The sequence below is a fragment of the Mycolicibacterium iranicum genome, from assembly GCF_002101705.1.
Taxonomy (GTDB): domain Bacteria; phylum Actinomycetota; class Actinomycetes; order Mycobacteriales; family Mycobacteriaceae; genus Mycobacterium; species Mycobacterium iranicum.
Window position 1 is genome coordinate 146,176 of record NZ_LQPC01000065.1, and the last position, 13,710, is coordinate 159,885.

General features: G+C 67.0%; 14 protein-coding genes. 8 read left to right on the plus strand and 6 right to left on the minus strand.

Annotation, left to right across the window (positions count from 1 at the left end; genetic code table 11):
- Positions 1-5: 5 nt before the first annotated feature.
- Both AWC12_RS27910 and AWC12_RS27915 read left to right on the plus strand, forming a co-directional pair.
- Positions 6-500, plus strand: a complete 495-nt coding sequence (locus AWC12_RS27910) for a TspO/MBR family protein (RefSeq protein WP_110808766.1) — start codon at positions 6-8, stop codon at positions 498-500.
- Between the two features lie 30 nt (positions 501-530).
- Entirely contained in the window at positions 531-1,316 is a 786-nt protein-coding gene (locus AWC12_RS27915; RefSeq protein ID WP_024445873.1) for an SDR family oxidoreductase, read from the plus strand.
- Here the strand turns inward: AWC12_RS27915 and AWC12_RS27920 are convergent.
- Entirely contained in the window at positions 1,313-2,401 is a 1,089-nt protein-coding gene (locus tag AWC12_RS27920) for an NAD(P)H-dependent amine dehydrogenase family protein (protein ID WP_085178156.1), read from the minus strand. The two genes, AWC12_RS27915 and AWC12_RS27920, sit on opposite strands and share 4 nt — an antisense overlap.
- 237 nt (positions 2,402-2,638) lie before the next feature.
- On the opposite strand from AWC12_RS27920, the gene AWC12_RS27925 reads away from it, so the two are divergent.
- Together AWC12_RS27925 and AWC12_RS27930 are read left to right on the plus strand one after the other, a co-directional pair.
- A complete protein-coding gene (locus AWC12_RS27925) occupies positions 2,639-4,474 on the plus strand; it encodes an acyl-CoA dehydrogenase (RefSeq protein WP_024445875.1) in 1,836 nt (611 codons plus the stop codon).
- A 168-nt stretch (positions 4,475-4,642) separates the two neighbouring features.
- Entirely contained in the window at positions 4,643-5,563 is a 921-nt protein-coding gene (locus AWC12_RS27930) for a DUF2189 domain-containing protein (protein WP_085178157.1), read from the plus strand.
- Here the strand turns inward: AWC12_RS27930 and AWC12_RS27935 are convergent.
- The 3 genes from AWC12_RS27935 to AWC12_RS27945 form a co-directional block, all read right to left on the minus strand.
- Entirely contained in the window at positions 5,553-5,828 is a 276-nt protein-coding gene (locus tag AWC12_RS27935; protein WP_024445877.1) for a hypothetical protein, read from the minus strand. The two genes, AWC12_RS27930 and AWC12_RS27935, sit on opposite strands and share 11 nt — an antisense overlap.
- 238 nt (positions 5,829-6,066) lie before the next feature.
- Positions 6,067-6,993, minus strand: a complete 927-nt coding sequence (locus tag AWC12_RS27940) for a TIGR03564 family F420-dependent LLM class oxidoreductase (protein WP_085178158.1) — start codon at positions 6,991-6,993, stop codon at positions 6,067-6,069.
- Between the two features lie 223 nt (positions 6,994-7,216).
- Positions 7,217-8,518 (minus strand): acetyl-CoA C-acetyltransferase, encoded by a 1,302-nt coding sequence (locus tag AWC12_RS27945; protein ID WP_085178159.1) that lies wholly within the window; start codon positions 8,516-8,518, stop codon positions 7,217-7,219.
- A gap of 159 nt (positions 8,519-8,677) precedes the next feature.
- Here AWC12_RS27945 and AWC12_RS27950 point away from each other — a divergent pair, with 159 nt between their 5' ends.
- Positions 8,678-10,030 carry a 3-oxoacyl-ACP reductase gene (locus AWC12_RS27950; protein ID WP_024445880.1) on the plus strand — a complete coding sequence of 451 codons (1,353 nt, stop codon included), beginning with the start codon at positions 8,678-8,680 and terminating at the stop codon, positions 10,028-10,030.
- A gap of 1 nt (position 10,031) precedes the next feature.
- Positions 10,032-10,880 (plus strand): MaoC/PaaZ C-terminal domain-containing protein, encoded by an 849-nt coding sequence (locus AWC12_RS27955; RefSeq protein WP_085178160.1) that lies wholly within the window; start codon positions 10,032-10,034, stop codon positions 10,878-10,880.
- Here AWC12_RS27955 and AWC12_RS27960 read toward each other — a convergent pair.
- Both AWC12_RS27960 and AWC12_RS27965 read right to left on the minus strand, forming a co-directional pair.
- Positions 10,867-11,508: a TetR/AcrR family transcriptional regulator gene (locus AWC12_RS27960; protein ID WP_024445882.1), complete on the minus strand. Its 642-nt coding sequence runs from the start codon at positions 11,506-11,508 to the stop codon at positions 10,867-10,869. The genes AWC12_RS27955 and AWC12_RS27960 overlap by 14 nt on opposite strands.
- A 65-nt stretch (positions 11,509-11,573) precedes the next feature.
- Positions 11,574-12,779 carry a glycoside hydrolase family 3 N-terminal domain-containing protein gene (locus AWC12_RS27965; RefSeq protein ID WP_085178235.1) on the minus strand — a complete coding sequence of 402 codons (1,206 nt, stop codon included), beginning with the start codon at positions 12,777-12,779 and terminating at the stop codon, positions 11,574-11,576.
- A gap of 210 nt (positions 12,780-12,989) precedes the next feature.
- On the opposite strand from AWC12_RS27965, the gene AWC12_RS27970 reads away from it, so the two are divergent.
- Both AWC12_RS27970 and AWC12_RS27975 read left to right on the plus strand, forming a co-directional pair.
- A complete protein-coding gene (locus tag AWC12_RS27970) occupies positions 12,990-13,478 on the plus strand; it encodes a universal stress protein (RefSeq protein WP_085178161.1) in 489 nt (162 codons plus the stop codon).
- Positions 13,479-13,535: 57 nt separating this feature from the next.
- Positions 13,536-13,709 carry a DUF2613 domain-containing protein gene (locus AWC12_RS27975; RefSeq protein ID WP_003933939.1) on the plus strand — a complete coding sequence of 58 codons (174 nt, stop codon included), beginning with the start codon at positions 13,536-13,538 and terminating at the stop codon, positions 13,707-13,709.
- Position 13,710: the final 1 nt, after the last annotated feature.

Below are 13,710 nucleotides of genomic sequence, written 5' to 3' on the forward strand. Positions count from 1 at the left end.
CGACCATGGTGGCCGAGCATCCGAGAGCGCGTTCCCGGTCAGCACTGGCGTTGGCGATCTCGCTGCTCGCGGTGGTGGCCGCGTCGGCCCTCGGCGGGCTTGCGAGCGCGAGCTCCGCTGAGGTCTACCGACGCCTGGAGCAGCCGGCGTTCGCGCCGCCGTCATGGGTGTTCGGCCCGACCTGGACGCTGCTGTATGCGTTGATGGCGATCGCCGCGTGGCTGGTCTGGCGCACCGGACCGGGTCGCGAGACCAACCGCGCCCTGACGCTCTACGCGGTGCAGCTGGTGCTCAACGCGGCGTGGACGCCCCTGTTCTTCGGATTGGGTTGGCGCGGTATCGCGTTCGCAGAACTGAGTGTCCTGCTCGTCGTCCTCGTCGCGACCGTCGTCGCATTCTGGCGGCGCAGCGCCGTCGCCGGTGCGCTGCTGCTGCCCTACCTGGCGTGGTCGGCATTCGCGCTGTATCTGAACTTCGCCGTCTGGCAACTGAACAACTGACCCCGCCCACCACGCAAGCGAGGAACCTGCATGACGAGATCGGTGTTCATCACCGGGGCAGCGACGGGCATCGGTCGCGCGACGGCGATGCTGTACGCCAACCGCGGCTACCGAGTCGGCGGCTATGACGTCGACGAGGACGGCCTGCGCGTGCTGGCCGCCGACATCTCGGCGGTCGGTGGCACACCCTCCGTCGGACACCTCGACGTCACCGACGCCGACGAGTTCGCGCAAAGGCTCGCCGAGTTCGCCGAGCAGTCCGGCGGGCGAATCGACGTGTTGATCAACAACGCTGGCCTGCTCAACGCCGGGCGCTTCGAAGAGATCCCGCTCGAGGTGCACCATCGCGAGATCGAGGTGAACGTCAAAGGCGTGGTGAACGGCCTGCACGCGGCGTTCCCGTACCTGAAGCACGGAGCGGTCGTCGTCAATCTTGCCTCCGCGTCGGCGATCTACGGCCAGGCCGAACTGGCGAACTATTCGGCGACCAAATTCTTCGTCCGCGCCATCACCGAGGCACTCAACCTCGAATGGGGGCTGCACGGAATCCGCGTCATCGACATGTGGCCGCTGTACGTGAACACGGCGATGACCAAGAACGTCAAGACCGGCACCACCCAGTCCCTGGGCATCCGCCTGACCGCCCAGGACATCGCCCGCGACATCGTCGCCGCCGTGGACACCACGTGGCCGCGCCGAGCCATCGCGCAGGTGCACTATCCGGTCGGCGTGCAGGCCAAGGCACTGGCCATCGGCGCGCGGTTCTCCCCCGCGTGGCTCACCCGACTCGTCAACAAGGGCCTGGCCGGCCACTAACTCCAGCGCGCGGTTTCGGCCTCGGCGGGCAGCGCCGAGCGCAGCGGAACCTGCAGGCCGTCGTAGATTCCCGGCTTCTGTTCGACGAGCCAGTTGAGCGCGCCGAGCAACCGGTTCGCCGCGGTGGTGTTGCCCCCGTCGGCGCGGGTTCCGCCTGGGACGTCGGCGCGGGTCGTGATCGTCAGCTTCGGGTCACCGTCGACGATCACGCGGTGGTCGCCCACCCCCTCGTCGGGTTGCGGCCAGTCGGGCGCACACGACGGATGGATGCGGGTGATGTGCTCGATGACGACGCGTTGCCTACCGCCCGACCAGCCGATCACCTTGAGGAAGAACGCGCCCTGCGTTCCCTTCTCGAACGGGCCCATCACGGTGTCGACGGTCTCTTCGAGCGGGCGCCGCTCGACCTCCTCGGTGATGTCGTCGATCTCGATGCCGAGTCCACGCCCGATCAGCCGGACGTTGCCGCCCCACACCATCGTCGGAATCGTCGGAAGCAGCATCATCGGCGTCTCGTCCATGGAACCCCCGAACCCGCAGGACACCTTGACGGCGAACGGCTGGTTGTAGGTCGAGTAGTCGAAGATCTCCTGGCAGGTGATCGTGTTGATGCGGGTGCACAGGCTCGCCGCGGTGACGGCCAGCGCGTCGTTCCCCCACCCGGGGTCGACACCGCTGACGAGCAGGGTGGCGCCCCCTTCCTCGGCGGCCGAGGTCAGCCGATCAACCCATTCGACCGGCGCGGACGCCGGGTCGTAGAGCGAGTACAGCGAGGGGGTGACGACGTGCTTGCCCGCTCGCAGGCACCGCTCGATATCGGCGATGGCCTCGTCCGGGCGGATGTCGCCGGATGCCATGTACGCGACGGCGTCGCTTGCCGCGAGCGCCGCGTCAACGTCTGTTGTCAGGGTGACCCCGGTCGGGCCGTCCAGCCCGCCGAACGCAGCGGCGTCCGTGCCGGCCTTGTCCTGCGATGAGGTGATGACGCCCGTCAAGCGCAACCCGGGAAACGCCGTGACGGAACGGATCGACGTGGAACCCATGTTGCCCGTTCCCCACACCGCGACACCGATTGCTCTGGTCATAGAGACACCCTAAACGGCTAAACGTGACTATCATCACAGACCCACAAAATCGCAGTTCAGAACCGCTTTTGAGGCGCAAATCGACCCCCGGCCAACCGCCCGGTTGGTTATGGCCCTGAAATTGCTCACACTCGTCTTGCGTTGAAGTTACCGAGCGGTATAGTTACGCACAGTTACTGGTGGGTAACTTAACAACGATTACCCAACCGCGTGTGGCGTTCTCATCGAGGAGGAATCGTGGGCCACTACAAGAGCAATGTCCGTGACCAGGTATTCAACCTGTTCGAGGTTCTCGGGGTCGACAAGGCGTTGGGTCAGGGCTCATTCGCCGACCTCGACGTCGAGACCGCCGTCGACATGCTGGGTGAAATCTCCCGGCTCGCCGAGGGTCCCGTCGCCGCCTCCTTCGAAGAGGGAGACCGCAACCCGCCGGTGTTCGACCCCAAGACGCACACCGTGACGCTGCCCGAGGCGTTCAAGAAGTCGGTGCGCGCTGTCGTCGAAGGCGGCTGGGACAAGCTGTCGGTCAGCGAGGAGCTGGGCGGCACCCCGATGCCGAGCGCGTTGTCGTGGGCTCTGCAGGAGCACATCCTGGGCGCCAACCCGGCCGTGTACATGTACGCGATGGGCGCCGGCTTCGCCGACATCTTCTATCACCTCGGCACCGAAGAGCAGAAGAAGTGGGCCATGCTCGCCGCGGAGCGCGGCTGGGGCTCCACAATGGTTCTGACCGAGCCGGATGCCGGCTCCGATGTGGGCGCCGGCCGCACCAAGGCCGTCCAGCAGCCCGACGGCACCTGGCACATCGACGGCGTGAAGCGCTTCATCACCTCGGCCGATTCGGACGACCTTTTCGAAAACATCATGCACCTGGTGCTGGCGCGGCCCGAGGGGGCCGGCCCGGGCACCAAGGGCCTGTCGCTGTTCTTCGTGCCGAAGTTCCACTTCGACCCGGAGACCGGTGAGCCCGGCGAGCGCAACGGCGTCTTCGTCACCAACGTCGAGCACAAGATGGGCCTGAAGGTCTCCGCGACTTGCGAGCTCTCGCTCGGTCAGCACGGCACCCCCGCGGTGGGCTGGCTCGTCGGCGAGGTGCACGACGGCATCGCGCAGATGTTCGACGTCATCGAGCAGGCGCGAATGATGGTGGGCACCAAGGCTATTGCCACGCTGTCGACCGGTTACCTGAACGCGCTGGAGTACGCGAAGTCTCGCGTGCAGGGTGCGGATCTGACGCAGATGACCGACAAGACCGCGCCGCGCGTCACCATCACTCATCACCCGGACGTACGTCGCTCGCTGATGACCCAGAAGGCGTACGCCGAGGGTCTGCGTGCGCTCTACCTGTTCACCGCCACCCATCAGGACGCCGAGGTAGCCAAGACGATCCACGGCATCGAGCCCGAACTGGCCGTCAAGGTCAACGACCTGATGCTGCCGATCGTCAAGGGTGTCGGCTCGGAGCAGGCCTACGCGAAGCTGACCGAGTCGCTCCAGACCTTCGGTGGATCCGGCTTCCTGCAGGACTATCCGATCGAGCAGTACATCCGCGACGCCAAGATCGACTCGCTCTACGAGGGCACCACGGCCATCCAGGCGCAGGACTTCTTCTTCCGCAAGATCGTCCGCGACAAGGGTGTGGCGCTGGGTCACGTCGCCGGCCAGATCGAGCAGTTCGTGAAGTCCGAGACCGGCAATGGCCGGCTGAAGGCCGAGCGTGCGCTGCTGGCGACCGCGCTGGAGGACGTTCAGGGGATGGCCGCGTCGCTGACCGGTTATCTGATGGCCTCGCAGGAGGATCCGGCGAGCATCTACAAGGTCGGGCTGGGCTCTGTGCGCTTCCTGATGAGCGTCGGCGACCTGGTGATCGGCTGGCTGTTGCAGAGGCAGGCCGCTGTCGCAATCGAGAAGCTCGACGCCGGTGCCACCGGTGACGATCGCGCCTTCTACGAGGGCAAGATCGCGGTGGCGTCGTTCTTCGCGAAGAACTTCCTGCCGCTACTCACCAGCACCCGCACCATCATCGAGAACCTCGACAACGAGGTCATGGAACTGGACGAAGCGAGCTTCTGACCCCCTAGGACCGCTTCGGACCCGAGACGCCCCCGGACTCTTCCCGGGGGCGTCTTGCGTTGCGGGGCAACGGAGCTCTCCGCGCGAGCAGACGCAAACTCGCACGATCCGCGGTATTTTCATGCGAGTTTGTGTCTGCTCGCCTTCTCCAGACAGAGGGGACCCCGCATGACGAACCTTCCAGACGACCGGCCGCCGGGATCGGTGCCTCCCGGCTCAGTCCCTCCCCCACAGCAGTACGGCTACCAGCCACCACAGCCCCCGCCCGGGTACGGGCCACCGCCCGGCTACGGTCCGCCGCCGCCCGGGCATGCGCCGCCGCCCGGCTACGGTCCGCCGCCGGTTTTCGGCAAGCCTGGCCCCGATATCGGAGCCGGCCTCAAATGGGCCTGGAACGCGTTCACTCAGAACGCTTTCCCGCTGGTCGGGTCACTGGTGATCTGGATGCTGGCCGCCGTCGTGCTGTTCGGGGTCCCCTACGGCATGGCATTCGTATTGGCCGAGCCGACATCCACGACATATCGGGAGTACTCGGAGTACTCCGAATACTCCAGCACGTCGTCGTCATTGCAGTTCGGCGCCGCCAGCATCGTCCTGGTCGTCGTCGCGTCCGTCCTGCTGTGGCTGACGATCGGCGCGCTCACCTCGGCGCTGCTCACGGGATACCTCAAGATTGCCGACGGGCAGCCCGTCACGTTGGCCTCGTTCCTCAAGCCGAACCGCCTCGGCGCGATGCTGGGACTGCAGTTACTCATCATGGCGGCGACGCTCATCGGCTTCATCTTGTGCATCGTTCCGGGCATCATCGTCGGATTTCTGACGATTCTCGCGCCTCTGGCGCTGCTCGATCGCGGGTTGCCGGTCATCGAGGCGATCAAGACGAGCGTCAACCTCGTCAAGGCCAACATTGTGCCGGTGCTGTTGATGTACCTGATCACCGCCGCGCTGGGCACGGTCGGCCAGTTTGCTTGTCTCATCGGCCTTTTCGTCGCGATCCCGGTCAGCTACCTATATCAGGTCTACGTGTACCGCGAACTCTCGGGAGGGCCGGTCACCCCGCTCGCACCGCGCAACACCGCTACCTACTAGTTTTGCGGCTCTTCGTAATCCGCACCAGGCCCACCACGAGGAAAGCCGCGGCCGCGACACCTTTGAGGTAGCTCGACCACCCGGCGCTGTCGAGGGCCAACGTCGCCATGAACGCCGCGAGGGCGATCATCGACGCACCGAGGTACAACTGCGTCCGGCGTTCCCGTTTCGTCGGATTGGCTTCGCGGGGGGCAATCACTGCGTAGGCGAAGAGGCCGAGTGCAGCCACGAAGGTCAGCAGCTGCACGACGTTGAGCACCGTCATGCCCTATTTCTAGCCGTCGGGCGACCAGACAGAAAATCGCACGCATCAGGGGAATTTCGTGACTGCTTGTCGAGGACCTCTCCCCGGACATAAGGGCGGGTTCGGGAGGACATGTGGGCGCGCCTCGTTCGTCTCGCGCGGCCGACTTTCATCCCCTGCCGGCTCTTCGGACCCGTCACTCCCGAACCCGTCGTGCGATCGATGCTACGCCTGCGTTCACCTCCGGGAAAGGGGTGATTTAACCGATTTCCCGCAGCAGCGCGCGGGTCCGATCACGGCCCTCGGCACTGGAGTCGAATACCGCGCCGACGTATTCGTCGACCCCCGACGCCTTCAGGTCGGCCAGGCGATCGCGGACGGTCGCCTCGTCGCCGATGATGGCGGCATCCTCGGGTCCGGCATAGCCTTCGCGGTCCAGCATTGCGCGGTAGGACGGCAGCGTCCCGTAGACGGCGAACTGCTCGGCGGCCTGCCTGCGTGCCGCGTCGACATCGTCGGTGACGGCGATAGGCAGCGACGCGACCACGCGCACCGCATCGTCGGGGCGGCCGGCGTCGGCGGCCGCCTGGCGCAGCGTCGGGCTGACGTGGTCGCGCAGCGTCGTCGGCCCCGTCATCCATGTGCAGGTGCCCTGGGTGCGCCGGCCCGCCAGCCGCAGAAGCTGCGGACCGAGCGCGGCGATGTAGACGTCGGGCCGTGGGGCGCCGGGGATGACGAGGGCACCGCACGTGGTGACGGTCTCACCTGTGGCATTCGCGGGTTCGCCGGCCAGCAGCGGGAGCAACCCATCGAGGAACTCGTTGAGCCTGCGCACCGGCTTGTCCCACGGAATGCCCCACATGCCCTCGGTCACCGCTGCGTGCGTCATCCCGAGCCCGAGGATGAAGCGCCCGCCGGAAGCGAGGCTGACGGTGAGCGCGCGCTGCGCCATCTGCATCGGATGCTGGTTCTGGATCGGGACCACACCGCTGGCGACCTCGATCGTGTCGACCTCGTGCAGGGCAACGGCCAGGATCGTCAGTAGGTCGGGTTCGTAGGGCAGCTGGCTGATCCAGACGCGGGCGAAACCCTCGTCGCGGAGCTGGCTGAGGTAGGCGATGGTGGCGTCGATCGGCGAACCGCCGCCGTCAAGGCCACTGATCTGTCCGAACATGCTGATCTGCATGCCTGAAATCTATCTCTGAAAGACAAGAGCCCCGTGTTGCCGTCGGGTCGGGGGGTCAGACGGCAACACGGAGCTATCCCGTCTATCGACCGCATGTCAGCGGGCGTTACAGCGATCCGCAAAAAATTTCGCCGAAACTGCATTCCATGCGGCGATATCGCAGAAAAGCGCACATGGAATGCAGTTTCGGCGGGGACGATAGGCCTCCAGGATGGCGGGGACGCTAAGCCTCCAGGATGGCGGTGACCCCCTGGCCGCCGGCGGCGCAGACGGAGATGAGGCCGCGCACCGGGGCACCGGTCTGAGCCTTCTTCTCGGCGAGCTGCTTGGCCAGCTGCGCCACGATCCGTCCGCCGGTCGCGGCGAACGGGTGCCCCGCGGCCAGCGACGAGCCATTGACGTTGAGCTTCGACCGGTCGATGGATCCGAGCGCAGCGTCGAGGCCGAGTCGCTCCTTGCAGTAGTCCTCGGACTCCCAGGCGGTCAGCGTCGCCAGCACGACGGACGCGAACGCCTCGTGAATCTCATAGAAGTCGAAGTCCTGCAGGGTGAGGCCGTTGCGGGCGAGCAGCCGCGGCACCGCGTACGTCGGCGCCATCAGCAGGCCGTCGCGGCCGTTGACGTAATCGACGGCCGCCGTTTCGCCGTCGACGAAATACGCCAGGACAGGAAGCGAATGCGCGGACGCCCACTCCTCGGACGACAGCAGCGCCACCGAGGCGCCATCGGTCAGCGGCGTCGAGTTGCCCGCCGTCATCGTCGCGTCGCCGTTGCGCACACCGAAGACGGGCTTGAGCTTGGCCAGCTTCTCCGGGGACGAGTCGGGCCGCAGGTTGTTGTCGCGGTAGAGGCCGAGGAACGGGGAGACGAGATCGTCGAAGAATCCGCGATCGTAGGCGGCGGCCATGTTGGTGTGGCTGGCCGCGGCGAGTTCGTCCTGATCGGTGCGCTTGACGCCCATCTCCTTGGCGGTGACGGCGGCGTGCTCTCCCATCGACATGCCGGTGCGGGGCTCGCTGTTGACCGGGATCTCGACGCCGAGGGCGGCGGGCAGCTTGCCGACCAGCTTCAGCCGGTCGACGTTCGACTTGGCGCGGCGCAGCCCCAGCAGCACCTTGCGTAGGTCGTCGCCGAACGCGATCGGGGCGTCAGAGGCGGTGTCCACACCGCCGGCCGCGGCCACCTCGTAGCGACCCTGGGCGATCCCGTCGGCCGCCGCGATGGTCGACTGCAGGCCCGTTCCGCACGCCTGCTGCAGGTCGAACGCCGGGGTGTAGGACGACAGCGAACTGCCCAACACGCACTCGCGCATCAAGTTGAAGTCGCGGCTGTGCTTGAGCACAGCGCCGCCGATGACGGCGTCGAGCCTCTCGCCCTTGAGGTTGAAGCGCTCGGCCAGTCCGTCCAGCGCGGCGGTGAACATGTCCTGGTTGGACGCGTTCGCGTAGGCGCCGTCGGATCGCGCGAACGGAATCCGGTTTCCTCCGAGGATTGCTACCCGGCGGGTTGTCTTGCTGTCAGCCACGTCTGCCTCCCGGCTTGCTCCTGGGTGTCGAGCGTCATACTACCCACCGTTCTTACTCTGGAGTAAGTTCGGTGATGGACGCGACAGTTCGGGTACCCCCGAGCCGTCGAAGTAGAACTAACCCGGATCTCACCCCGGTCCACAAGAAAGGGCAGCGCTGTGGCTTCCGATCTTCTCTCGCAAGTCGTCAACTCCGGTCCAGGCTCGTTCCTGGCCAAGCAGCTGGGTGTGCCGCAGCCCGAGCCGCTGCGCCGGTACAAGCAGGGTGAACCGCCGCTGGCCGGTTCCCTGCTGATCGGCGGCGAGGGCCGGGTTGTCGAGCCCCTGCGGGCCGCACTTGCCGAGGACTACGACGTGGTCGCCAACAACCTCGGTGGCCGCTGGGCAGATTCGTTCGGCGGGCTGGTCTACGACGCCACCGGCATCACCGAGCCCGAGGGACTCAAGGGTCTCTACGAGTTCTTCACCCCGCTGCTGCGCAACCTCGGCCACTCCGGCCGCGTCGTCGTCATCGGCACCACGCCCGAGGAGGCAGGAAGCGTGCACGAGCGTGCGGTGCAGCGCGGCCTCGAGGGGTTCACCCGCTCACTGGGTAAGGAGCTGCGCAACGGATCGACCGCCGCCCTGGTGTACCTGTCCGCCGACGCGAAGCCGGCCGCCACGGGGCTGGAGTCCACGTTGCGGTTCCTGCTGTCGGGCAAGTCGGCCTACGTCGACGGTCAGGTCTTCCACGTCGGTGCCGCCGACGCCACCCCGCCCGCGGACTGGGACCGCCCGCTCGCAGGCAAGGTCGCCATCGTGACGGGTGCTGCGCGCGGCATCGGCGCGACGATCGCCGAGGTGTTCGCGCGCGACGGCGCGAAGGTCATCGCGGTGGACGTTGAGCAGGCCGCCGAGGCGCTCGGCCAGACCGCGAGCAAGGTCGGCGGAACCGCTCTGACGCTTGATGTCACTGCCGCTGACGCCGTCGACCGGATCAGCGAGCATGTCCGCGAGCACTACGAGGGCAAGCTGGACATCCTGGTCAACAACGCGGGCATCACTCGCGACAAGCTGTTGGCCAACATGGACGAATCCCGCTGGGACTCCGTCATCGCGGTGAATCTCATTGCGCCCCTTCGCCTCGCCGAGGGCCTGGTGGAGAGCGGGCTGATCGGCGACGGTGGACGCATCATCGGGCTGTCGTCGATGGCGGGCATCGCCGGAAACCGCGGGCAGACCAACTACGCGACCACCAAGGCAGGCATGATCGGGCTGACCGATGCGCTGGCCCCGCAGTTCGCCGAGAAGAACATCACCATCAACGCGGTCGCGCCCGGCTTCATCGAGACGAAGATGACCGAGGCGATTCCGCTGGCGACCCGCGAGGTGGGCCGCCGGCTCAACTCGCTGTTCCAGGGTGGTCAGCCGGTCGACGTGGCCGAGGCGATCGCCTACTTCGCCAGCCCGGGTTCGAATGCCGTCACCGGCAACACGATTCGGGTGTGCGGCCAAGCCATGCTGGGGGCCTGAGATGGGACAGCAGCCTTCGGGTCTGAAGAATCTCGCGTTGGCCGCCGCGGGCGCCCTACCGTTCGTCCCCCGTGGCGACACGCTGCCGACCCGCACGCTGACCGTCGAGGACCTCGCGATCGACCCGGCCAACGTCGCCGACTACGCCGCCGTGACGGGGCTGCGCTTCGACAACGCCGTGCCGCTCACGTACCCATTCGCGCTGACGTTCCCGACGGTCATGCAACTGATCACCGGGTTCGACTTTCCTTTCGCCGCAATGGGTTCGGTGCATCTGGAGAATCACATCACCCAGTACCGGCCGATCGCGGTGACCGACACCGTCTCGGTTGCGGTCCGCGCCGAGAACATGCGTGAACACCGCCGGGGTCTGCTCGTCGACATCCTCACCGACGTGAAGGTCGGCAACGAACTGGCCTGGCAGCAGGTCACGACGTTCCTGCACCAACAGCGCACCAGCCTGTCCGACGAACCGAAGCCGCCGCCGCAAAAGCAGCCGAAACTGCCGCCGCCCAACGCGATCCTGAGTATCACGCCGAGCCAGATCAAGCAATACGCCTCGGTCGGCGGCGACCACAATCCCATCCACACCAATGGGATCGCTGCCAAGCTGTTCGGGTTCCCCACCGTGATCGCGCACGGCATGTTCAGTGCCGCCGCGGTTCTGGCGAACATCGAAGGCCAGCTTCCCGATGCGGTGAAGTACTCGGTGAAGTTCGCAAAACCGGTGGTGCTGCCTGCCCGCGCCGGACTCTACGTCGACCGCACCGCGGACGGTTGGGAGCTGACGCTACGGCACCTGTCGAAGGGCTACCCACACCTGACGGGCACTGTCTCTAGCTTGAGATGACGGCGGTCGCGTCGGTGGCTTCGGCGTCCAACGCGGCGGACGGTGCACCTTTGAGGCCCAGCCAGAAGAGGTTGATCATCAGCTCGGAGGCCTCGTGCACGTCGGCGTCGCCGGTGCTCACCCGGGAAGCGATCGCCTCGCCCGCGCCCACCAATGCGACCGCCATCATGTCGAAATCGGTGTCGGGTTCGGGGAAGCGCGTCCCCGACCGCAGCAGCCTGCCGACGATCTCGATGATGCGTTCCCTGCCCTCGCGGACGGTGTGGGCGAAGGCCTGCGAACTGGTGGCCTGGGTGTAGAGCACCATCCATGACGCGCGGTGGGCGTCGATGTAGTTCAGAAACGCCAGCACCGCGGTGCGCAGCAACTCTTTCGGCGGCGCACTGAAATCGATGTTGCTGTTCACCTCGTCGACGAAGCGGCCGAGTTCGCGGTTCAGGCAGGCGCCGAACAGCTCCTCCTTGGAGCCGTAGTACAGATAGAGCATCGGCTTACTGATCTGCGCCTCGGCCGCGATCGCGTCCATTGAGGTCTCGTGGTAGCCGTTGACCGAGAAGATCTCCACGGCCGCGTCGAGCATCTGTTGCTCACGGACGGCGCGCGGCAACCGCTTGGTCCCACCTGCCATCTCCGTGCCCTTCCTGACCGACGAGCAACACTTTCCCTAAGACAGGGTAAGCAATTGCCGACCGATCAGCCGCCGCACCGTGACGACGGGCCCTTCGTCGCGACGATGCGCATCACCGCGGCGTCCACACTCGACATGGTCAGCTCACCGGCGCCGACGGCGGCCTCCAGCCTGTCGAGCACCGCGGGGACCTGGTCGGTGGACAGCCACAGCGCCACGTCGGCTCCGGCCTGCAGTGCCCGCAGCACCGCGTCGGCGATCCCGAACCTGTCGGTGATCGCCTGCATGCCCGAGAGGTCATCGGTGAACACCAGGCCGTTGAACGGCGGGCCGCCGTAACCCCCTGAGCGCAGCAGTCCGTAGGCCTCCGGGCTCAGGCTGGCCGGTTGGCTGCCGGTCAGACCCGGCACCTCCAGATGGCCGACCATCACGCCGACGGGGGCCTGCGCGGTGAGGGTGCGGTATGGGACCAGGTCCGTGGCCTGCAGCTGATCCAGCGACGGCGCGACGACGCTGCCGGTGTGCGAATCACCGGAGCCCGATCCGTGGCCGGGGAAGTGCTTGAGCACGGGCAGTACACCGGCCTCGCGGAGGCCGCGCGCGTAGGCGCCCGCGTAGTCGGTGACCGTGGTCGGATCGGCTCCGAACGAGCGGTCGCCGATGACGGTGTCGTCGGGGGCGTCGGTGACGTCGACGACGGGAGCGAAGTCGACTGTGATGCCAAGGTTGCGCATCTTTCTGCCGCGCTCGAGCGCGATCGCGTACACCTGCTCCGGGGTGTTGGCTGCGGCGAGTGCCCGGGCGGGCGGTTGACTGCCGATCAGCCCGGACAGCCGTGACACCCGGCCACCTTCCTCGTCGACGCTGACCGCCAGCGGCAGCGGCCCGGCGTTGACGATGCCGGGCAGCGAGCCGTCGGACAGCATCGACATGTCGGTCCAGCTGCCGATCATGATTCCGCCGACGCGGTGGTCGGCGGCCACCGCGCGGGCGTCGGCAGCTCCGGTTACCCCGACCATCAGGAGTTGGGCGAGCTTGTCCCGCGTCGACATGGACGCGGCCACCGCCGCGGGGTCACCGCACGCAGGGGCGGCAGGCGGCGCGGGGACGGGAGCGGCCGGCAGGTTACCGGCGGCCAGGGAGGGCTCGGCGGTGGCGACGGGCGGTGCGGCGACCGGCTCGGGCTCGGCAGGCGTGGCGCAACCCGCCAGGAGCGCGGTTGCCGCCAGAACTCCGATCAGGGCGTTCGGGACGATCCTCGGTGCTGGCATCGTCACGACACTAATAGCAGCGGAAGCTTCGATCTATGCCCCGGTCGTCGAGCCAGCTGCGTCAGCCCCGGGCCATGATCGTCTCGGCGCGGCTGCGCACCAGGTCAACCGGTCGTCGGCAGGGTCACCACCGAGCGCCAGAACGGGCGCTGATCTGCGGCCACGATCAAATATTCTGGACCCAGTGGCGAGCAGCGAACAGGAGTGGCGATGGAAGGCCCCGTGCCCCGGGACAAGAAGACAGTGCTGCTCATCGCCTTCGACGGGTCAGCGACCGCGCGCCGCGCCGTGCAGTACGCAGGGCGGTTCCTGACTGCTGACCGTGCCGTCGTGCTGACGGTGTGGTCGCCGATGGATCACGGAACCGATCCGGGCGCCTACCAATACGACCTGGACGGACCTCCGGACCCGCGCGACGACGACGAGGACGACATCGCGCTGATCGAGGCGCAACGCATCAACGACGAAGGGCTTGAGCTCGCGCTGGCGGCGGGGCTTCCTGCCGAGCCGCTGCGTCGGGCCGTGACGTTCACGGTGTGGCAGACCATCATCGAGGCCGCCGACGACCTCGACGCTGACCTGATCGTGACCGGCACCAGGGCAACGACCGGTTTTCGGTCACTGTTGCAGTCGAGCGTGGCCGATCATGTGCTGCGTCGCGGTCATCGTCCGGTGCTGATCGTGCCGCCCGAGCCGTAAATTGCGCCGCTTCACGGGGGCCGGGCCCGAAAGGGTCTCCGTGCTAGTTTGGGCCGCATGGATCGGTTTCTCGTGCCCGCCGCAGCCAGCATCGTCGTCGGTCTGCTGCTGGGCGCGGCTGCCGTGTTCGGGGTGACGCTGATGGTGCAGCAGGACACGAAGCCTCCGCTGCAGGCGGGCGATCCGGCGTCATCGGTCCTCAACAGGGTCGAGTACGGCGACCGTACCTAAA